This is a genomic window from Chryseobacterium arthrosphaerae (assembly GCF_001684965.1).
Taxonomy (GTDB): Bacteria; Bacteroidota; Bacteroidia; order Flavobacteriales; family Weeksellaceae; genus Chryseobacterium; species Chryseobacterium arthrosphaerae.
Window position 1 is genome coordinate 534045 of record NZ_MAYG01000012.1, and the last position, 22035, is coordinate 556079.

20 protein-coding genes are annotated in these 22035 nt (G+C 38.8%); 8 read left to right on the forward strand and 12 right to left on the reverse strand.

Annotated elements, in window-relative coordinates:
• Window positions 1-313 precede the first annotated feature (313 nt).
• Together BBI00_RS17790 and pth are read left to right on the forward strand one after the other, a co-directional pair.
• The gene (locus BBI00_RS17790; RefSeq protein WP_065400199.1) at window positions 314-1243 is read left to right on the forward strand and encodes a hypothetical protein; all 930 of its coding nucleotides are present in this window, start codon (window positions 314-316) and stop codon (window positions 1241-1243) included.
• Between the two features lie 85 nt (window positions 1244-1328).
• Window positions 1329-1892 (forward strand): aminoacyl-tRNA hydrolase, encoded by a 564-nt coding sequence (gene pth / locus BBI00_RS17795; RefSeq protein ID WP_065400200.1) that lies wholly within the window; start codon window positions 1329-1331, stop codon window positions 1890-1892.
• A gap of 214 nt (window positions 1893-2106) precedes the next feature.
• Here the strand turns inward: pth and BBI00_RS17800 are convergent, their stop codons facing one another.
• The 4 genes from BBI00_RS17800 to BBI00_RS17815 all read right to left on the reverse strand — a co-directional run bounded on the left by BBI00_RS17800 (window position 2107) and on the right by BBI00_RS17815 (window position 5525).
• On the reverse strand, window positions 2107-2742 hold the full coding sequence (locus tag BBI00_RS17800; RefSeq protein ID WP_065400201.1) for a carbonic anhydrase: 636 nt from the start codon (window positions 2740-2742) through the stop codon (window positions 2107-2109).
• 53 nt (window positions 2743-2795) lie between these two features.
• Complete coding sequence (locus tag BBI00_RS17805; RefSeq protein WP_065400202.1) at window positions 2796-4388, reverse strand: SulP family inorganic anion transporter; 1593 nt, start codon at window positions 4386-4388, stop codon at window positions 2796-2798.
• A gap of 147 nt (window positions 4389-4535) precedes the next feature.
• Window positions 4536-4835, reverse strand: a complete 300-nt coding sequence (locus tag BBI00_RS17810) for a hypothetical protein (RefSeq protein WP_065400203.1) — start codon at window positions 4833-4835, stop codon at window positions 4536-4538.
• Window positions 4836-4856: 21 nt separating this feature from the next.
• Window positions 4857-5525 carry a carbonic anhydrase gene (locus tag BBI00_RS17815; protein ID WP_065400204.1) on the reverse strand — a complete coding sequence of 223 codons (669 nt, stop codon included), beginning with the start codon at window positions 5523-5525 and terminating at the stop codon, window positions 4857-4859.
• A gap of 387 nt (window positions 5526-5912) precedes the next feature.
• On the opposite strand from BBI00_RS17815, the gene BBI00_RS17820 reads away from it, so the two are divergent.
• Window positions 5913-7049, forward strand: a complete 1137-nt coding sequence (locus BBI00_RS17820) for a helix-turn-helix domain-containing protein (protein WP_185116325.1) — start codon at window positions 5913-5915, stop codon at window positions 7047-7049.
• 211 nt (window positions 7050-7260) lie between these two features.
• Window positions 7261-7869 carry a DUF2306 domain-containing protein gene (locus BBI00_RS17825; RefSeq protein WP_065400206.1) on the forward strand — a complete coding sequence of 203 codons (609 nt, stop codon included), beginning with the start codon at window positions 7261-7263 and terminating at the stop codon, window positions 7867-7869.
• 61 nt (window positions 7870-7930) lie between these two features.
• Here the strand turns inward: BBI00_RS17825 and BBI00_RS17830 are convergent, their stop codons facing one another.
• Complete coding sequence (locus BBI00_RS17830) at window positions 7931-12892, reverse strand: T9SS type A sorting domain-containing protein (protein WP_065400207.1); 4962 nt, start codon at window positions 12890-12892, stop codon at window positions 7931-7933.
• Window positions 12893-13008: 116 nt separating this feature from the next.
• Entirely contained in the window at window positions 13009-14499 is a 1491-nt protein-coding gene (locus BBI00_RS17835) for a phosphoethanolamine transferase (RefSeq protein ID WP_065400208.1), read from the reverse strand.
• A 49-nt stretch (window positions 14500-14548) separates the two neighbouring features.
• Between BBI00_RS17835 and BBI00_RS17840 the strand changes: the two genes are divergently transcribed.
• On the forward strand, window positions 14549-14758 hold the full coding sequence (locus tag BBI00_RS17840; RefSeq protein ID WP_065400209.1) for a hypothetical protein: 210 nt from the start codon (window positions 14549-14551) through the stop codon (window positions 14756-14758).
• A 295-nt stretch (window positions 14759-15053) separates the two neighbouring features.
• Here the strand turns inward: BBI00_RS17840 and BBI00_RS17845 are convergent, their stop codons facing one another.
• From BBI00_RS17845 to BBI00_RS17855, 3 genes are read right to left on the reverse strand one after another with little or no spacing between them, the layout of a single operon-like run.
• Window positions 15054-15608, reverse strand: coding sequence for a serine O-acetyltransferase (locus tag BBI00_RS17845; RefSeq protein WP_065400210.1), 555 nt, complete (start codon window positions 15606-15608; stop codon window positions 15054-15056).
• A 12-nt stretch (window positions 15609-15620) separates the two neighbouring features.
• Window positions 15621-16769, reverse strand: a complete 1149-nt coding sequence (locus BBI00_RS17850) for a glycosyltransferase (protein WP_065400211.1) — start codon at window positions 16767-16769, stop codon at window positions 15621-15623.
• 42 nt (window positions 16770-16811) lie between these two features.
• Complete coding sequence (locus tag BBI00_RS17855; protein ID WP_065400212.1) at window positions 16812-17381, reverse strand: acyltransferase; 570 nt, start codon at window positions 17379-17381, stop codon at window positions 16812-16814.
• 52 nt (window positions 17382-17433) lie between these two features.
• Between BBI00_RS17855 and BBI00_RS17860 the strand changes: the two genes are divergently transcribed.
• From BBI00_RS17860 to BBI00_RS17870, 3 genes are read left to right on the forward strand one after another with little or no spacing between them, the layout of a single operon-like run.
• Window positions 17434-18408 carry a 3-oxoacyl-ACP synthase III family protein gene (locus BBI00_RS17860; RefSeq protein ID WP_083988567.1) on the forward strand — a complete coding sequence of 325 codons (975 nt, stop codon included), beginning with the start codon at window positions 17434-17436 and terminating at the stop codon, window positions 18406-18408.
• A 27-nt stretch (window positions 18409-18435) separates the two neighbouring features.
• Window positions 18436-18669: a phosphopantetheine-binding protein gene (locus BBI00_RS17865; protein WP_065400213.1), complete on the forward strand. Its 234-nt coding sequence runs from the start codon at window positions 18436-18438 to the stop codon at window positions 18667-18669.
• Window positions 18669-19427, forward strand: coding sequence for an SDR family NAD(P)-dependent oxidoreductase (locus tag BBI00_RS17870; protein ID WP_065400214.1), 759 nt, complete (start codon window positions 18669-18671; stop codon window positions 19425-19427). Before BBI00_RS17865 ends, BBI00_RS17870 begins: the two co-directional genes overlap by 1 nt.
• Before the next feature lies 1 nt (window position 19428).
• On the opposite strand, the gene BBI00_RS17875 is transcribed toward BBI00_RS17870, so the two are convergent.
• The 3 genes from BBI00_RS17875 to BBI00_RS17885 are packed head-to-tail and all read right to left on the reverse strand — an operon-like array spanning window position 19429 to window position 21964.
• Window positions 19429-20583 carry a glycosyltransferase gene (locus tag BBI00_RS17875; RefSeq protein ID WP_065400215.1) on the reverse strand — a complete coding sequence of 385 codons (1155 nt, stop codon included), beginning with the start codon at window positions 20581-20583 and terminating at the stop codon, window positions 19429-19431.
• Window positions 20583-21422, reverse strand: coding sequence for a glycosyltransferase family 2 protein (locus tag BBI00_RS17880; RefSeq protein ID WP_065400216.1), 840 nt, complete (start codon window positions 21420-21422; stop codon window positions 20583-20585). The genes BBI00_RS17875 and BBI00_RS17880 overlap by 1 nt, the downstream gene beginning before the upstream one ends.
• The gene (locus BBI00_RS17885) at window positions 21422-21964 is read right to left on the reverse strand and encodes an acyltransferase (protein ID WP_065400217.1); all 543 of its coding nucleotides are present in this window, start codon (window positions 21962-21964) and stop codon (window positions 21422-21424) included. Before BBI00_RS17885 ends, BBI00_RS17880 begins: the two co-directional genes overlap by 1 nt.
• Window positions 21965-22035: the final 71 nt, after the last annotated feature.

Sequence of the window (22035 nt, forward strand, 5' to 3'; positions counted from 1 at the left end):
TCTCCGAAATCCACCGGATCATGATGAAAGAAAGATTATTCGTGCAAAATTCAGGATATATCTTATCTCCGGAAAAGAATATTCATCATGGAGTACCTGATTGCTTCTTCAGTTTCTTCATCTATAAATGCGATTAAGGTATTTGTATGACCATCAGAAACCGGGAAGCCGGAAAAGAAATCAGATTTGACCTTGACCTATAAGGAATTATAGGGTGATTATAATTGTTAATCTTACCAGAATATGAATAATAATATAATTTTTAAGCGAAAAAAAAATTATATTTGTCAAAAAAATAATTAATTACCGGGAAATGAAACAAATTTTCTACTTTATTTTACTAATCGCAGGATTTTCCTCAATACACTCCTGCAAAAATCTATTGGATGAGGATGGGAATCCTTTATTGGATCTGAATAGTACAGAAGGTTTAAGCGGCCCAAGAGCGCTATACAGAGAAGTTACAGATAAAGATACCCTTGCAGAATATCACTACAGCGGGCTTCTTGTGACAAAAGTGATCACAGACAGCGCTTCTATTACAGATATCATGTACAGTGGTGACAAAATAAGCCAGATCAATTTTAACGGGTTTTTAGATCTTGACGGAAACGGTAAGCTGGATAAAGACAGTGTTTCTTATACACAGTTATTCACATATGTCAACAATACACTGCAGACCATCTCTGAAAACCGTGCTATTTTCAGAAGACCTCCACCGGTTCCGCCGGCAACGACTCCTGGTCCGCAGACATTACTGAAAAAAGAACAGTCTCTTTATAAAATTGTATTCAGTAAAGCTACAGGGAAGCTGGATTCCATCATTATGAAGAATGGTCCGGATGTACCGGGTACTTCGTCTCCTTTTACCGACTATTCCAAAACAGCTTATAAATATATAGGTGACAATGTTTCTAATGTGACTAGACATTACGGAACAATGTCAGGAGGTGGATTCGGAGCGGTTACCAACAAATACAGCTATGATTATTATGCATATGATGATCAGGTGAGTCCTTTCACTTTGCTGCCACAGGTGTATAAAATCTCAAGACTATTATCTACCGTGATCAATGATAAGGAAAGTCTTATCCTGTCTCCTAACAACCCTAAGAGATGGTCATTCACAGATCTTACTCCTCCTATTCCTACTGCAATTGTGAGAAGTACCAATTATGTGTATGATCCACAGACTTATATGACGAAAGGATATGGCGTAAACTATATTTACAAACCACAATAGAATCATTTTTCAACAATATTTAAAACTCAATCTGTATAAGGTTGAGTTTTTATTTTTTATCCCTTAATTTTGCAAAAAATTTCTGATGAAATATTTAATCGTCGGCCTTGGTAATAAAGGTGCGGAATATGAAAATACACGACATAATATAGGTTTTAAAGTAGCGGAGAAAATTGCTGAAGTACTTGAAGTCCCATTTAACAGTTCAAACTTTGGCTGGATGGCAGAAGGAAAATACAAGGGCAGAAAAGTCTTTGTGCTGAAGCCGGATACCTATATGAACCTTTCCGGTAATGCGGTAAAATACTGGATGCAGAAAGAGAATATTCCTTTGGAAAATGTACTGATTGTAACGGATGATCTTGCACTTCCTTTCGGGACCTTAAGAATGAAGGGGAAAGGTTCTGATGCGGGGCATAATGGCCTGAAAAATATTAATGAAGTACTGCAGACTCAAAACTATGCCAGGCTTCGTTTTGGGATCTCGGCAGATTTTGCAGCCGGACGCCAGGTAGATTATGTGCTTGGAACTTGGAATGAAGAAGAGGCAGCAAAACTTTCTGAGCGAATTGAAACCTTTTCCAAAGCCAGCCTTTCTTTTGTTTTTGCAGGAATCAGCAATACGATGTCTGCTTTTAACGGGAAATAGTTAAGCCGGCACGGAGTAAGGTCGCTGCTGTCTGTTTTTTATGATCAGCGGTTTTTATAAAAACGATAAGATTAATACCGTCATTTTAAATACCAATAAAGGCCACCGGATGTCCGGTGGCCTTTGATGTACTTTGAAATTAATTTCCAATCAGTTTATCTGAGTTAGATTATATGATATAGTTTTTGCGGCTGCTGAAACCGGAAGAATAGTCTTACAACCAGCTTACAGCACCTGTTTCAACATCGTAATTGGCACCAACGATTTTGATCTTACCTTCCTGTTCAAGGTTTCTAAGCGTTGAGCTTTGTTTACGGATTTCTTCAATCGCATTTTTTACGTTCTGGTGATTAAGTCTTTCCAAAAGAGAGCTGTTTTTAGAGGAACGCTCTTCATTTTCCTCAATCACTTCATTGATGATAGGAGTAAAATGATTGATCAGGTGGTTCAGGTTATCCATTCCCAATCCTTCAATCTGTGCAGCATCAAGACCTCCTTTTAAAGCTCCGCATTTAGTATGTCCTAAAACTACGATAAGCTTGGAACCGGCTACATTACATCCGAATTCCATTGAACCCAGAATATCCTGATTGACAAAGTTACCGGCAATTCTGATACTGAAAACATCTCCCAATCCCTGGTCAAAGATCAGTTCTGCAGAAGTACGGCTGTCTATACAGCTTAGGACTACAGCAAAAGGCCACTGTCCTTCACGGGTAGCATTTACCTGCTCAAGAAGATCCCTGTTTGCCTTCAGGTTATTAACGAACCTTTGGTTTCCTTCTTTTAAAAATTCCAATGCTTTTTCAGGAGTTATAGTCGATTGAGTTTCGTATGTATGTGCTTTCATATGAATTGTATTGTTTTGATTTTTAAAGTTAAAAAAATTGATGATCAATGAGCTTACATAGCTCTTTTATGTGTGATCAGAATGTGAGAGTCCTGGCTTCTTTCATAATCTCTGTATGAAGTTTTAAAGCCCAGGAGTTCCACGTTGATGTCTTCCTCCTTTGCCCGGATATTGGCAAAATCCTGAATCATTTCCAGTACATCTGTAGCGATGTATGATGTTTCTCTGGCGTCAATAATCACGGTGGAGTTCGGTTTTATATTTTTAAGTGTTTTTTTAATGGCTGCTTTATTTAAGAATGAAACTTCTTCAGCAAGTTTAATCTTGATCCCGTCAGCATCATCCAGTTTTTCTCTGCTCAGATAATAAGCTCTTTTCATATTTCCCTGAAGAATATAGAAAATAGAGATGGCAAGCCCAATTCCTACCCCTTTTAATAAATCGGTAGCCACAACAGCCACAACTGTTGCCACGAATGGTACAAACTGGAATTTTCCAAGATGCCAGAAATGCTTGAATGTAGCAGGCTTAGCCAGTTTATATCCTACCAGGATCAATACGGCAGCAAGGGTTGCCAGCGGGATCAGGTTAAGGATAAAAGGAATGGAAAGAACGCATACCAAAAGCAATACACCGTGGATCATGGCAGAGAGTTTAGAAGTGGCTCCTGCATTGGCATTGGCAGAACTTCTTACCACTACGGAGGTCATTGGAAGTCCCCCGATGAATGAGCTCACCAGGTTTCCTATTCCCTGAGCTTTCAGTTCAAGGTTGGTATCCGTAATTCTTCTCTGTTTGTCTAATCTGTCTGATGCTTCAATACAAAGCAGGGTTTCTATAGAAGCTACAATGGCAATAGTGGCTCCTACGATCCATACTTTGGGATTGGTAAACCCTCCGAAATCCGGCATGGTGATCAGATTTTTAAAATCATCCAGAGTCTGGGGTACAGGTAAAAGCACCAAATGCTCTTTACCGATTGCCAGTGAGCTTCCGGACAATTTGAAAACCTCATTCAGGAGAATACCGGCTACTACGGCTACCAGGGCACCCGGAAGCATCTTCATTCTTCTCAGTGCAGGAATTTTATCCCATGCGATAAGAATTCCTACAGATACCAGTGTTACGATGATAGCTCCGGTGTGAACGGCACCAAACAGTTCTGTAAAATAATTCAGATTGATTCCATTGCTGAAAAGAGACTGATTTCCTTCATAGTCTTTGTCAAATCCCAACGCATGAGGAATTTGTTTTAAAATAATAATGATACCGATGGCGGCAAGCATTCCTTCAATAACGTTGTTGGGGAAATAGTTGGAAATACTTCCCGCTCTTACAAACCCCAGAACCAGCTGGATCAGTCCTGCAATAATCCCTGCACACAGAAAAAGTTCAAATGCGCCAAGATCTGTAATCGCCGTTAAGACAATTGCAGTAAGACCTGCAGCAGGCCCGGAAACAGAGATGTTTGAATTACTCATAAAACCTACAACCAGTCCGCCAACGATCCCGGAAATAATTCCGGATAATGGTGGTGCACCGGAAGCCAAAGCGATTCCTAAGCACAGTGGTAGTGCCACTAAGAATACAACGAGCCCGGAAGGGAAATTCTCCTTGATTCCTCCTAATAATGATGTTTTTTTCATGATTTCTTGAAAATGCTATAACTGATCGATTTATTCTTAAATAATCAATTATAAAAGATTGGAAAATTAATTTAAAAGTACATACGGAGCATTCAGTGCCGTAAATGGCATGAATACAGTAAAAAATAATCTAATTATACTTAAAAATTAAGCTTCCGGAGGCGGAGAAAATATGGTGAGTAAAGGCGACAGATGAAAGGAATCATCTACCAGCACAAAAGACACGCCCTGAAGATCAGGTTCGGAAAACTTCAGATAGTCAAAAACATCCAAAGGTTTCGGAATGGTCTTTTCGTATACAATAAATGAGGATGGGTGAGAATGTGGCTCTTCTTCATTGACTATTATATTTGTTCTCAGAATATCCCAGCCCGCTACCGCAGCAATGCTTGGCAGCGCTGTAAAATTCAGAAAAAACGTTAATACAATAATACTCCAGAATTTCATCTTACATTCTTTTTGGAAAAACTATTTAGTCTTTCTGCTCATTACCCAGTCAGAACCGGTAAGGTTGTAGATTTTCTGGATATCTTTCAAGGTTTTCTCAAAATCAATCTCCAGATCAATAATCTTACCTGTTCTAAGGTCAAATACCCAGCCGTGTACAACAGGTTGTTCTTCTAAAATATATCTTTCCTGTACACAAGCCATTTTGATCACGTTGATACACTGCTCCTGAACATTAAGTTCCACAAGCCTGTCATAACGTTTGTCCTCGTCTTCGATAGCATCAAGCTCAGTCTGGTGCAATCTGTAAACATCACGGATGTTTCTCAGCCATGGATTTAATAATCCTAAATCCTGAGGAGTCATCGCTGCTTTTACTCCACCGCAATTGTAATGTCCACATACCACAATGTGCTTTACCTTCAGATGCTCAACCGCATATTGAATCACGGCTGTAGAGCTCATGTCTAAAGTATTGACCACATTGGCAATGTTTCTGTGAACGAAAACCTCTCCCGGCTTTGCACCCATCAATTCTTCTGCTGTAGCTCTGCTGTCTGAACATCCGATATACAGATAGTCAGGATGCTGAGTTTTTGCCAGCTCATGGAAGAAATTCGGATCTTCTGAAACTTTAGATTCTACCCATTTTCTATTGTTTTCAAAAATAACTTCGTACGATTGTGACATAATTTTAAATTTTTTACAGGTTTATAATTATTTATTTCGTTTAAATTATTTTTAAAATCAATAGACTAAATCAATAATTGTGCAAAAATATACTTTTTGCAGAAGAATTAATCACTTTTAACAAAGTTTAATATTAAAATATGCTTAAAATCATGTCTAATATCCCGGTATACTTTGTCTTACAGTGGGTAGCCGCTGCCTGATAACTCAAACGTTTAAAAACTAAGATAAAATTACGAAGTATAAATTATAAATTAAGGATTATGAATTAAAATATTCTTAATTTTTTCAATAAAATCATATTTACAGGAAATAGGTTGTAAATCAATCGTTTTGTATCCGGAAAAATGAATAAATTAAAACCCTGATTTTAAGCTAACAGTGCCAATGCAGGATTCTGATTTTCAGACATTGTCTCCTTTGTTTTATTGGGCAGGAATTTTTATTGCCTGTTTTTCTGCATTCCTGATCGCCGGAAAACGCAAAAAAATAATGGCAGATTACCTGTTGGCAGTCTGGTCCCTCATCATAGGGATACATCTTGTTTTTTTTGTATTATTTTTTACAGGCAGCTATGTAAGGTTCCCTTATTTCCTGGGTTACGAAGTTTTACTTCCATTTATTCATGGTCCTATGCTGTATTTATATGTGCTTTCTGTGACTGGAAAAAGACCCGGTAAGAAGATCTGGTTACTGCATTCAATTCCGGTTTTTATAGTCTTCCTGATCCTGTCTCAGCTTTTGATCCTGTCGCCCTGGGATAGGCTGGTTATTTATCAGAATGGAGCCGGCGAGTATAAGATAGTGAGCACTATTCTCAAATGTCTGATGATCTTTTCCGGAGTCTTTTATATAGGTTTAAGCATTTCTGCAATGAGAAACTATAAGAAAGGACTTTCCGATCAATATTCAAATACTGAAAAAATGAACATGAACTGGATATATTATCTTATCATAGGGATGGCACTGATATGGATTGCTGTTATCGTAAGAAATGATATCTTAATTTTTACTATAGTGGTTCTGTTTATTCTGGTAGCTGCTTATTTTGGGATCAGCCGTGTTGGTATCTTAAACCTCGCTGCTGGATCTGAAGGTAGTCAAGGAAAACCTGTAAATGATGGTATTTCTGGCATCACAAAGTATCAGAAAACGTCCCCGGGTGATGATGCGATACAGGATATTTATGAAAGGCTGATGCACAGGATGGAGCAGGGAAAATTATACACGGATCCGGAACTTAATCTGAATTATGTTGCCCAGTTATTGGATGTTCATCCCAATATCCTATCCCAGACCATTAATACGATGGAACAAAAGAACTTTTATGATTATATCAACCGGCAGAGGATTGAAGAGTTTAAAAGAATAGCCTGCCTTCCGGAAAATCAGAAATTCACCATTCTTTCCCTGGCTTTTGAAAGTGGATTCAATTCCAAAACATCATTTAACCGGAACTTTAAGAAATATATGAATTGTTCTCCCCGTGAATTTTTACGGAGCCAGAGTATTGATTTGGAATAAGACTACAGGAGCAGGAAACAGAAAGCTGAGAGTTATTCAATTTTAACACGAGTGAATTTAATGGAAGCGGATATTGGTTTTACCCTTGCTGTTTAATAAATTCCAGCCTCCAGCTTAGGTCGTACAGTAAAATAAATAGGTTCCACCTTTCATTCTGGAACAATTGAAACCTTTGTAATCCTCATTTTTACGGAAAAATTGAACTGCCCTTATGAAAAAGTTACTATTTGTGATTATGTGCATATTTGCATTGTTAATCGGAGCTTATCCTTTGATCTATGTCTTTGTGGATCATCAGCATACTTTTCTGGGTTCCAAATCTCCCGAGCTTCTTCATCATCTCATCTGGAGAACTGCATTTTTTGCTCATATTATTTTTGGAGGGCTGGCACTCTTTATCGGCTGGCGTCAGTTTGGGGAGTCCTTCAGGAATAAATATATCAGGATGCACCGATCCATAGGGAAGATTTATGTTGTGTCAGTACTCATCAGTTCCGTGTCTGCTATTTATATGGGAGTTTACGCCAACGGGGGAGTGGTTTCAGCAGCGGGTTTTATCTGCCTTGGCTTCATCTGGCTCATCACAACAGTGATGGGAGTTGTATCTGTACGAAAAAAAGAAATGACCCGGCACAGGCAGTTCATGATCTACAGTTATGCCTGTACCTTTGCCGCTGTAACGCTTAGATTATGGTATCCGTTGCTGAAGAACATGACCCATGATCCTGCCGGTTCTTATATTGTGGTAGCATGGTTGTGCTGGGTACCGAATATATTGGCGGCCTATCTTATTAACAGGAACCTGAAGATGATGAACTGAGATTTTTGCATAAAAAAGCCGGCCCCGAAAGGGGCCGGCTTCATCTGATCAAAACAGGTTGTTATTCTTTGATGATTTTCACCAGTGTTTCAGAATTATTGATTCTTACTAAATAAGCTCCTGATATTAAAGAAGATAAATCGGTCTTCTCATTTTCAAATTTTCCGGATCTGATCATTTGCCCGGACATATTGTAGATCTGGTAATAATACTCTTTAGTCTCATTCGGCTTGATATAAAGTATATTTTTTACCGGATTCGGATATACAGTGAGTTTGTCTTTTACAAGTATTTCTTCCACTTTTGCTCTTTCAAAAGGTGCTGACGCTTTTTTAAGTGCATCCTTAGGTACCGCAATGGCGTTAGGATCATATCTGCCTATTTCATTGCCGTTAGCATCATACTTAATTTCCGCACAACGGCAAGACATAGCTGCCTGTGGACGGAAGCCGTATGTAGGTGTCAGATAATATAGCCTGTCATTCGCTCCGGGAGTCTGGGTAATGGTTGCGTTGAAAAACATTCCTAATGAAAAGCCTCCTCCTCCCTGATTGGCAGAAGTCCATATTCCGGATTTCATAAATGTGTCAGGATTACCTCCCAGCTGAGAATCTTTCAGTAGATTTCCTCCATTCATTCCCCGTATTCCGTTATTGGGAAAAGTTCCGATATTATATTCAGGCTTGGTTAAAACAAAGCCATATCGGTATGAACCTATACCTGAATTTCCGTAAACAAAGCTGCCAACATAATTCATTTTATTGATATCATAAGATTCATTGTTCACAAAAGCATTGTCTTTTCCAGGATCAATTCCATAAGAGCTGGTGAACTTAGCATTGTAGAACCACGGGGTATTTCCTTTTGAAATAAGATTCCCCAGAATTATACCTGTAGAAACACTTTGAAGATCTACAATTCTCCAGCCCGCAGGACAAGGGTCATATGCTGACTTTTCGGTAGCGTGTCCCCATCTGTCCGGCATATTTCCATTTTCATCAGAAACCCAGTCAAGTTTTGTGGCATCAGGCTGATACAAAAAGTTCAGTGGATTATTTACAGAATATTTAACCACTTTTTTTAACTTGTCAGCTTTGGTATCGGTACCTGAAACATTGGCAGCTGCAGAATACGTATTATAAGGCTGGGTATAATTCGCTAAATATTCAGTTTCCAGGATATTGTTTGTATAGGGAATTGCTCCTGTAGTAGGGTTTGCCGGATTATTCTGTCTGTATACAAAATAATCGTTGAATGGTCTTTTGCCATTTACGAAATGATTATAAAACATTCCGGGATTATAAAATACAGGCAACGGATCTTTTCGGCCCCACTGATAATGAAGACCTCCACTGTCATGCATTTGATCTAATCTTGCCACTGCAGTTGGATTAAAATTATTATAAGAACCTAATGGACCTGCGTAATCCATCGTATTGAATCCAAATATATGCTCATTGATGAAAGGCAGTTTGGCTCCTAAATCCCTATCCATAAAGGTGGTTTTCATAGGTACTCCTGCACTGGTCATCGGATCTGCAAACTGTTCATTAGCAGGGATGACTCCTCCATTACCCGCATTTTCAGGATCGAATGTATATTTTTCGATTACGGATCTCGGGGCCCAGATATGCCAGCTCCAGATTACAGGATCATTATGCTTATTGGCGGTCCAGCCTCCATTTCCTACATGAAGTGCTACAACAGCATTTCCCGTTGCATTCTGATTTAATGTAACTTTTAGGACAGCTGTTTCAATAGAACCATCGATAATTTCCATTTTCTGGATCAGATCTTTATTGCTTGTCCATACTACTGACGATGATTTTGCAGACTCTGCAGGAAAGCTGTAATCAGTACTCAGATAAAGTTTATGCATTGCATAAGCTTTTTTCAATGGTATTTCAATAATCCTGTCATTGTCTTTATTCGGATCAATTTTATTTCCGTTCGGGTTTGGAGTAACAAGGCCGGGATTGGTATATTCTACATAACTGTTTGGAAGTTTCGTCCATGATTTTAATGTTTCAAGTGAATAGGTATCATTTGCAGAGGCAATGAATTCTGTTTCAAATTCTGCGGGCATGAAAGCATTGTTCGGATCAGCTATACAACGCACACCGCCACTGCCAAGGTAAGCACTGCTTGCGAATCGGTGCCAGCCCGGTTTTGCATGCGTAGCACTCAGCGGATCAGAGATAAGGGTTAATCCGGCTGCTCCATATGTTGTATAGCGTATCTGATTAATTACTTCTGTAGCAGTGGTAAATGTGGATGTCAGCAATCCTCCGTCTGCACTTTGATCCTGGAACTCCATTACCGGGGTAATCCATCCGGTGCCATATTTTACGGCACTCGTTGTATTAGGATACATTTCATAATTGCCGTTAATAGGAAACTGACCTAAATTCATCCCGGAAACTCCTGAAAAATCAAATCCAAATTGCGGATAGATTTTGATTCCCGGATAACTTGTATTTAAAGCGTTAGCTGTAAATTCGGGGTTTGTGTTGGTGCCATTTCCGGTATGTTTACCCCAGGGGCTGTATTTGTTTTCATCAGGCATTGGTACTCCTGAGTTTCTACCGCCTGAAAAATAACTGGATGGTACTCTCCAGTTACATGGGCATGGATCGTATGGTGATTTCATAGCATACCGGGAGCTTGATTCTCCCACAACCGGATCATCAATATCAGAATAATTTCCCTGACGGGTATCTCCCCACAGATCCCATGCTACAATATTTTCCCGTAAAGGCGATGTGTACTGTTTATATTTTTGTTTTGAAAACCAGGTTGTTATTCCTGCAGCCATCCAGCTGTCATTATTGTTTTGCTGCAGGAAGTCTTCACCATCATTCAGGAGGGGTTCATTTTTTTTAGCAACATAAACTGGTGTAGCGATAAAGCTGAATGGATTTTTTATAGAAAATCTTATATTTCCATTCGGGGTATCTGTACCTGTATTCAGCTGGGCAGCATATTTATTTCCTCTTATCTTTACAAACTTAGATTGGAAAGCCGGATCATTGTAAGCCAGATTAATTTCTCCACTGATGGAATACAGGCTCAGGTCTTTATGTGAAAACGGTGGAAAAGGATCTTTTCTGCCCCATTGATATTGTAAACCTGCGGATTTGTGCCAGTTATTTCCAAGAAAGCTTGCATTAACAGCTCCCAGATTTCTGTCCATCCATTTCCAGTTGGTTACTGTATTGCCATCTTTATCTTTTTCAAAACCATGATGGTAGGTGCTTCCGTTGGTAGGATCATCTGTTGCCCAGATATGCCAGGACCAATAAATCTGATCATTTACTTTATAGCTTACCACTGCATTTCCCTTTTTGGCTTTGTCCACAAGTACTTTGATTTTAGCCGTTTCACCGGTTCCTTCAAGGCTGACTGACTTTATCAGGCCAGGTTCGTCTTCCCAATAGAGATTTGCTTTGGCAATTCCACCATCCGGAATTTTAGTGTAATTCCCGTTATCATCCCTCATAAATTCACCTCCTTTAGACCACATTTCATAAGCTTTTTTTACAGGGATGTAAAGACCGTCTGCATTGCCACCGGTTTTATTCTTACCGGTAAAAATATAACTGTTCGGAGCCTTGGTCCAGTCTACCGGTATGTTATCAGGAACAGCATCACTCTTTAATGTATAGCATGAGTTGGCACATCCTTCAACATTGAGCTTGACATCACCAAAAATGCCGACATAATTGATAAATTTAGCAATCTCGGATTCAATGTCTGCCATTGATCTTACTGTCTGAATACTTTCCGTAGCATCATTTCTCAACGCGCCCATGCCGTATAAGGTCATTTCAGGAGTATTTGAAATAATTAAATTTTCAGAGCCGGGACCTCTTCTGGCACCTCCCTGATCATTTCCATAACCGAAAAATAATGCTCCGTAATTACTGTATCCCGTTGCATTTTTTATTGTGATAGACTGTCCGTTACTTTTATATACCCTGAAGCCTGTAGACAAACTGGATACGATTACAACGGGCTCCTGGTCTGCAATAAAATCAGATAGTTTTTCAAAAATAGTATTGTATAAATTGAAATACCGGCTTTGAAGTTGATTGGGATTTTTGAAATTATGGTATCCCGGTCCGTTCGGTTCGCCCGGCCACTGACTGAATTTCAGCAGCATTCCGCTGATGGAGAATTTTCCTGCAAACATGTATACAGGATCATTATAAGTATACAGGTAAGGGATAGGGTGTCCTGGCATTTCATGATAAATAAACTCAGGAGTTGCACCTAAAGTGTCACTTACTGCACCCTGGTTGATCATTTTTACCGATTTGATCCCGTTATTGTCAAATAATGTAGCCGGATTTTTAGGAGAAAATATGACATCATCCTTTTTATTGTTCATGATCACATTGCCGAGCTTGTTCCAGGCGTTGGCAGAGGTTACCCTGTCTTTAATACCCGTCACTTTTCCGTTAGTATCTGTGATCAGTGTTCCTTCCTTTTTAGGCGTAAGGAGTATAGTGTATTCATTCTCATCCAAGTCACAGCTGCTGCTGTTATAATCTCCCAATTTGTAATGACTTACTGTTTTATCCCAGCTAATGCTGTTGAAGTTCGTGAGATTAGTGTCTGAACTGAGTTCTACTTTCAGATTATAAGAACTTTGTGCAGATGCAGGAAGCTCAAAAACAGCTTTGAGCTGTTCATTATATCTGTTGTAAGAATATAATGTCTTACACCATCCCGTCACCCAGTTTCCCTGGGCATCTTTGTACTTGACAGATAACTTTACGTGATCACTGGTTACAGGTTTGATCAGCTTACCACTCATCATAACCAGTCCTTTCTCCTGTACATTCTGATTCATAATGATCAGAGGGTCCAGTTCATACACAAAGGGTGCTGCGGATTGCTGAGATTTCGAAATAATTGCCCTCCCTGAATGTCCGGGGCCAGGTATGCCCCTTGGGAAAGCGTGAACCGATGCAAGGCAGAGAACTGCTGCAAAAATCTTGTACGTTGATTTTCCTTTCATATTTTATGTTTAAAAAGTTTTCAGATATTAGTTTTTGAGGAAAACACCTGCTCAGTAAATGATGATCCGGGATTTGAGGGGAAAAAGAATCAAAATTTCTGTACGGTGTTCTGATGTTATTCTTCTAGTTTGTCATAATCTATACTTCTCATATTAAGATTTAAATACTTCTGATCTTCATTTTTATAGTGCTGAGGAGGCTCCAGTCCCATATACTTCATGATGAGCGGGTAAATGTAGGTTGTTTGAATCTGCTTCGGATCACGACCTGTGATTCTGTATGCAGGGGGAACCTTGTTTCCGTACCATATAAAGAACGGTACCTGTGTGGATTCTTTGGAGTCTGTATGCAGCAATTTATTTCCCTGTATTTTAAGACCATGATCAGAGGCGTAGATCACTACAGAATTGGTGTTTCTGAGGGTATTGAAAATGTCTTTCATGACGTTATCTGTATACTTTATAGAGCTGTCATAGCAATCCAGGTCTCCGGAATTCCAGTTTTCCGGTAATCTGTTACATGGGTTAGGATGACTGCCCATAATATGGAGAACAATGAATTTATTATCTCTTTTCTGAATAACGTTCTTTAGCTCAGGAACAATTACTTCATCAAAACCGTTTACCCATTTTTTATTTTTAGACATAGACGCTATTGCTGTAATTCCCTTAGCGCTTTGCTGGGTGCTGATCCAGAAAGAATTATAACCGGTCTGATTGGCAAGATTGATGATGTTGTAGGACAATTTATCATAACGGTACCTGAATTCATCCGGGTGAATGCTGGAAAGAATAAGCGGGACACTCAGATTGGTAATCCCTGCCGGAGAAACTGCCTGGTCATAAATCATCATATTGGAAGTTTCCTGATCCGTAAAAGGTGTTGTTTTTTTAGGATAGCCATACAATGACATGTTTTGTTTCCTTTCAGATTCACCGATGATCAGGATCACATTTTCTATTCCCGGCTGTATCTTTTTTATGTTGAAAACGGGAACATTCTTTCTGATCATATTAATGTCTTCCTGAATATTCAAAGCTGTATTGAAATCAGAGTAATGATAATACACACTTTTAATCATTTTTCCTCCACCTTTATTGCTTACATATTTATGCTTCATATAAAAGGTGAAGGGCATTATCAGCCACAGTAACGAAATGATTCCGTATTTCCAGTCAAATTTTACGACGTTTTTCAGGGAATTAATCGAGTATAAAAGCATTCCCATAAAGACGATGAACAGGGCTCCGGGAAGGATAAACATATAGGACATACTCATTGCCTCATCCGGATTTGATTCCAGTATGCTGATGGCCATCCCTACATTGAACCCGGAATGATAGATAAAATAACAGGATACTGATATCAGAAAGTTCAGCCCTAAGAATAAACATAAAAGAACAGCAACAGCCGTTGTGTATTTATTTTTAAAAAGGAATGCATTAAAAACAAGAAAAGAACAAAACATGATTCCGTACTCAAAAATATTTCTGATGCTTTCCAGTTTTTCTGCTCCGAATAAATTCTCATAGATATAAGGAAAAGAAAGCAGAAAGCCTGTGAGATAGATTAAAATAGTGAGAACAGGAATGATTTTTTTGATCATGATAGTATAGTGGGCTAAACTGTTATAACAAACTTTTTTAAATGGAACCATGTCAGGGACTTCCGGAGGTTATCTGCTGGGAGTAAATGGGTATTACCTGAAGGATATTATTGAACAGAATAATACTTTTTTATCGGTACAGATCTTATTACCACTTAAGAGAGTAGCTGAAAGGTTATTGTTAAATGTTTCGTTGCGGGCAATCAATTTTATCCGCCGGATTTTCATATTGATGAAAATTGAAACTATAGAACTGTAAATACAGGTAAAAAAGTGAAAAGGTGTAGTTGTATTTTTTTCATCAGAGATTATTTTAAATTAATAATTGTACTTAGGGTTGTGTTTTTAATGATTAAGCGGTTTTTTCAAAACAAGCTGCATTGCAGGAAAGTCTCTATCCTGACTTGGGCAGTGTCCGCATCAGCGAAAGGCAATTCCTTTACAGGACCGGATTACTGTCTCATCAGCTGGTCATCCAACAATGCTATTTTTGACAAATGTACACGAAATAACCTATACCTGCAATAGATTTTTTACTATAACTGCTGGATATGCTATACTTTACGGTTGATATAGTCTTTGGTAGCATTGCTGGTAGGAATAATTTTAGCAGGGTTTCCTATGACGACAGAGTTGGGAGGTACATCAAAGTTGACATAAGAATTGGGAACAATCAATACATTATTGCCGATAGTAATAGCACCTACGAGAACGGCATTGGTTCCTATCCATACTTCATCGCCGATGATGGGGGAACCTTCGTTTTTGCCACGGTTTTGCTGGCCGATAGTAACGCCATGGGCAATATTACAGTTTTTTCCGATGATCGTTTTCGGGTTGATCACCAGGCTGCCATAGTGTCCCAGGTAAAAGCCTTCTCCGATCTGGGTTTCAGGATAGATCTGGAACCCGTATTTGATCTGATAATGTCTTAGAACAATTCGCCAGAAGATATTCAATACCGGACTTTTCTGATATTTCTGAGCCATTCTTAAGATATAGACAAAATGAAGATTGGGGTTGATGCATTTTTTCCAGATCTGAAGTGTGGAAAGCCACTTTCCGCTTTCCCGATAGAAGTCTTTTTGGATAATTGAATAATCAGCCATAGTCAGTATTATTTAAACCTCGTCAATTATTTTCTGAAGATGCTCTACAGATTTTTCCAGGACAAACGGAAGTTCCGTCTCTGAAATTTGTTTTTTGTACTGTTCAGAAACATTTTGATCGGTAAGAAATTTTTTCATGCCTTCATAGATTCCTTCCTCGGAGTTGGGCGTAATATTGCCCAGTTTTCCATCCTGCAGCAGATCTCTGATTCCCGAAATATCTGTAGCGGAAATAGGCTTATTGAGAATAAGTGCCTCTGCAATGATGGTAGGAAAACCTTCATGTCTGGAAGACATGATATAAAAATCCGCCTTTTTCATATACGGATAAGGATTGCTGCTGAAGCCCAGCATTTTGGCGGTATCCTGAAGCCCCAGTTGATTGAGCTGGTCCTGTATAGCATTAAAATCATAACCGTCTCCGATGATCAGAAGCTGATGTTTCAACCCTTCATCGATCAGCTTTTTGTGAACATTCAGGAGTCTGTCATAGCCTTTCTGCGGATATACGGTTCCCACTGTTACAAAAGTAGGAAGATCATTGTTGAAAGGATAATCATTAACCTCAATATCCGCTTTCTTTAAAGTATCTTCTCTATCAATAGGGTTGTATATTTTGATAACGGACTGTTTTTCCGATTCATTTTTTGCGAGACTGTACATCCCTTCCTGCAGTTTATTTGAAATCACCAGAATTCTGTCGAATCTGAAAAACTGTCTGATGACCTCCGGAGTATATTCTTTCAGATTGAAGATGTCATTTTGTACCCAGATAATTTTTTTTGAATCCTTTTGAGGACTTGACAGGATTTCCTGATGCATGGCATGGATGGCTGCAATCTCCACATCATATTTTTTATCCTTTAAAATAAATTTATAAAGAAGGGAAGGAAACCAGAGAAACATTTTCTGATAAAGAACCCGCCATGCTTTCACAGGAATTTCCAACGGTTTGTTTGTGGTGATCATCTCCCCTTTAATCAGATAGTGCAGATTGACCCAGGACGGTACTTCTTTAATATATAATCCTGAATAGAGATTCACCAGAAGATCCACTTCATATTTATCGGGAGGAAGATTTTTCAGAAAGTTGACCAGCACTTTTTCTGCGCCGCCATGGCGTAAGGAGCCTATACGAATGAGGAGCTTTTTCTTTTTCAATTTGCCTGTTTTTTTGCTTTTATCATTTTTACAAGATTAAATTTATTTAATTTTTCTTGCTTTTTTATACTTATGAGGGAGATTTTCTTTGATCCAGGCATCCAGTTTTTTCCTGTCCTTCTCCAGTTCACGGGGGTATTTCGGACTGTTTTTCAGGACAATATCTCCATAATCTTCAATTGTACACAGGAACTGGGCGGGATTTCCGATAAAAACAGTATTGTCCGGCATAGACTGTGACAATACGGAATTGGCTCCCAGAATACAATTGTTACCTATCTGTACATCCTGCATGATGACACAGTTTAGTCCGATTGTGCAGTTATTGCCTATTTTTATTCTTCCGAGAATTCTTGCATCTTCATATCCTGGAAGTTTTCTGAGCAGGGTAGTCGTTCCTCCGTGATTGACGAATCTTACCCCTCCGGCGATGTTCACATTATCACCAATTTCGATGAGGTAAGGTTCTGTCCCGAAATAAATGGTATCCGGCATATTGAAATTACGGCCTACTTTCATGCCTTTATATTTGGCCACTTCAAGGCTTGCCCTATTCAAAAAATAATGATAGAGGGAGTTTATTTTTAACAGGATTCTGAATATAAAAATCATCAAGTGTAAATTTGTTTTTCTTTACTTTTGCAAAGAAAGAGAATTTATTAATATGATGAAAATTTCAAAAATAGAATATTATCTGCCTCAGCAAGTGCTCACTAATGAGGATCTTGAAAAACAGTTCCCGGAGTGGAGTTCAGAAAGAATTCAGGAGAAAGTGGGAATTTCCCAGCGTCATATCTCCTCAGACAATGAAACGGTACTGGACATGGCCGTACAATCTTCTGAAAAAATTTTTGAGACCTATGACCGCAGCAAAGTAGATTTCATTCTGTTTTGCACACAAAGTCCGGAATACTTTCTTCCTACAACGGCCTGTATTTTGCAGGACAGATTAGGGCTTAGAAAAAACATCGGGGCGATTGATTTCAATCTTGGATGTTCGGGGTTTGTATATGGATTGGCTTTTGCGAAAGGTCTCATTTCAGCAGGAATTGCACAAAGTATTCTTCTGGTGACTTCAGAAACCTATACCAAGCATATTCACCCGGATGACAAAGGAAACCGAAGTATATTCGGGGATGCTTCAGCTTCTGCAATTGTTGAAAAAGCAGAGGGTGCCGGAGACTATCAGTTCTGCCTTGGGACAGACGGAAGCGGTGCTGAAAACCTTATTGTAAAGAAAGGTGCTTTCAGAAAAGACTATGAACTGAATCCGGATCATGAATTCAGCCCGGAAAATATATACATGAATGGTCCTGAGATCTTCAATTTTACCATTGAAAATATCCCGGGACTGGTAAAAGAAACTCTTGAAGTGAATCAGATGACGATGGATGATATTGATCATTTTGTTTTTCACCAGGCAAATTCTTTTATGCTGAATTATTTAAGGAAGAAAACCAAAATTCCGGCAGAAAAGTTCTATATTGATATGGAAAAAACCGGGAATACCGTTTCTGCAACCATTCCTATTGCCCTTAAAAATATGATGGATAAAGGAATGCTGAAAGAAGGAGATAAAGTACTGATGGCAGGATTCGGGGTGGGATACTCCTGGGGAGCTACCATTATAGAAATTTAATAGTAACAAACATTTAAAATTATAAATATGAAGACATCCGTTTTTTTAGAAAAATTACAGGAAGAACTGGAAGAAGATGAAACACTTACTGTTGAAACCAATTTAAAGGCTTTAGAAAGCTATGATTCTATCAGTTTACTTTCTGTTATTGCATTCGTGGACGAAAATTTCAATAAAAAAATCGATACCAAACAGTTTAAAGATGTAGAGACGGTCTCAGACCTGATGGAGGTAATAGGGATAGAAAACTTTGAGGATTAATGGATGCTTTCTCGTTAAAAAATAAAACAATTCTTATTACAGGGGCTTCTTCCGGGATCGGGAGAAGCTGTTCTGTAGAATGCAGCAGAAACGGAGCTGATCTTATTCTGATAGGAAGAAATCATGAAGAGCTTGAAAAGACCGCTTCAATGCTGAACCCCGAAACAAAGTTTGAAATAATCACTGAAGATATTACCCAATCTGACCGGCTTGAACGGATCATTGCAGAAAAGGTGGCTGTTCTGGGAAAAATATCAGGATTCATTCATTGTGCAGGTATTGAAAAAACACTGCCTTTGAAAAAGCATAGCCCGCAGTTATATCATGATATATTTGAGGTGAATGTGATTGCAGGATTTGAAATCGCCAAAATCCTGTCTTTAAAGAAATATAAAGATGAAACGGCAAGTTTTGTATTTATCTCATCCGTTGCAGGAATGGTAGGAGAGGCCGGAAAGGCTGCTTATTCTGCCAGTAAAGGAGCCGTGATAGCAGGAGCCCGGTCATTGGCTATGGAGCTTTCCAGGGGCAATATCCGTGTCAATAGTATAAGTCCGGCAATGGTCAATACTCCGATCTTAGAAAAAATGTTCAACGATATCGGTGAAGAAGCTTCATCAGAGATCATAAAAAAGCATCCGCTGGGAATAGGAGAGCCTGAAGATGTAGCGAATGCCTGTATTTTTCTTTTATCCGATGCTGCAAGATGGGTTACCGGTACCAATCTTGTAATTGACGGAGGATATTCTGCGCAATAATTTATTGCCTGTGGAGGTTTTCTATAATCTCTGTTACACTGTCAAATATCTTTTGATTGTCAAACTGACTTTCAATATTTTTAAGATTCTCCCTGATGTGGAGAACCAATTCAGGATTGGTAAGAAAAGCTTTCATCCCCTCATACATCTCATCAACCTCGTAGTTGATGAGGTATCCTGTTTCCCTGTCTTTGATCATCAGCCCCACATCCCCCACATTGGTAGCCACAATAGGTTTCTGGAGAATTAATGCTTCGGCAATCACCAGGGGCCATGCTTCAGATTCAGAAGGAAGAACGAAATAGTCTGCCTTTTTGATGTATGGGTAAGGATTCATTTGATTCCCTGCTAAAATAAATGTTTTCTCTACATTACTTTGGGCTGCCTGGGCTTTCAGGTTAGCCATTTCACCGCCGTCGCCTATCACCACAATACTGTGATGGAATCCTTCGTCGATAAGCCTTTTATGAGCTTCAATAAGTTTATGATACCCTTTTCTTGAATGGAGTCTTCCGATGGAAACAAAAACAGGTCCTTCAGGAAAATAATCCGGTTTTTCTTCTGCTTTCCGTTTGATTTCTTCAATAGGAATAGGATTGATGATCACCGTTTCAGGAGGATATTGTAATTCGGGATAATACTGATGCATCATATCTTTGATCTTATGGGAACAGTACACCATATGGTCAAATTGCGGAAAACTTTTCAGGATACCCGGAACCAAAGGCTGAAATTGCGGCACATTGATCTCAGAATGGAACCAGCCTATTTTTTTTGAGTTTTTATGGGTAGAGTTGAGAATGGCATCATAATCCCTGTAATCCATTCCAATCTCTATATCAAAAGTATCATTGATGGTTTTATCGGCAATGGCCGGATTGTTTTTCAGCTTTCTGAGTTTGATTCTTCTTGCGACAAGCTGAAGCTTTTGTACCAGTGAATTGCCGGAAAAATCTTCTTTACCGTCGGTAAGGTAGACTTTTCTGACATGACTGGGAAGCTCATCACGTAATTTCCCCTGATTGAGCGTCAGGCATACCGTCATTTCAAATTTGTTCCTGTCAAGATTGTTGAGAAGTCCCAACAGAACTTTTTCTACACCTCCCATTTCCATGGAACGGTGCCTGAACAAAATTTTTATTTTTTTTTCTATCATTATCCGAAGATTGATTGTAACGTAATTTTTATTTTTTTCTTAATACGGAAGGGCAGGGAATGCTGGTATTGAAGTAATTCAAATAGTGCTTCTGCCCCGGGATACTGATCCGGAACCGGCCTTCCGTTAATGCTCGTAAGTTTTCTCCGCTTCATGGTATTGAAGATCACCTGGGCAAAATACTCATGGGATCTTTTTTTATTATCATTCTGTGAAATCCCACCCTGATGTGTTCTGTAAAGGTAGTTGGTGTCATCAATGAATTTCACTTTTCCTTTTTCATACATTTTAAGATACAGATCCTGATCTTCTCCGATTTTTAAATCCGGATTCATTTTCTCGGTCTGCATATAAACAGCTCTTCTGAAAGCCACAAAATGAGCAATCTGGATAGGGAAATTGAAAAAATAAGGATCACCGTTCGGAACCTGCATTGCTGATCTGAACGGAGCAATAGGTTTCAGGTTCTGATCACAGGTCATAAACCTTGAATAGGTGAGAACCGTATTTTTTTTTGCGTGAAAAATATCCATACACTTTTGAATCGCCGTAGGATGAAGGGCATCATCAGGGTCAAGAAAGCCACAGATATCTCCTTCGGCCAGTTCGATCAGTTTACTTTTCGTCACACCAACCCCGGAATTTTTTTCATTTTCAAAAAATTTAAATCTTTTATCCTTTGAAATAATTTCCTGTACTGTTTTCTTTTCTTCTTCAGAAGATGCATCATCTAAAATGACGGCCTCCCAATCTGTATAGGTTTGCTGCAGTATGCTTTCAAAACAATCTTTGAAGAAATGGGCGTTATTATAATGGGCAATGAGAATGGAGAACTTCATTATTGTTCTTTGAATATTAATTCCTGGCGGTTAATTACTGTTGTGTCGGACGGTATATCTTTATAAATGGTACATCCGGCTCCTATGATACAATTATCTCCTATAGTAACCCCCTTCAGGACGGTAACATTGCTTCCCAGCCAACAGTTTTTTCCAATTTTGATAGGCGCTGTGGTAAACCGGGAATGATGGAGCTTAAATTCAGGATGGGTCTCATAAGCATGGTTGTGGTCATACAGCTTTACATTCTCACCGAACAGCGTATTGTCACCAATGGAGATACTGTCCAGGCAATTGATAGAGCAGAAATTATTCATAAAAAAATTGTTTCCAAGTTCCAGACTGGCATTCTGCTGTACAAGAACATGAACATAATTTCTGAAGCTGACACCTTCTCCGATAGTTACCTTTTTTAAGCTTTCATGAAGGATAAAATGATTACTGGTTCCAAGTTTTATTCCCTTAACGGAAACATGAGGATGTTTTCTGAGAAGTGAAATCAGACTTTTTCGTTGAAGTTTGGCTAGAATTTCATGAAGCATATTGGGATTTATTTTCACACTTGTAGTTACAAATATAATTTGTTTTATAGAAATATAATAATTAATCTTAT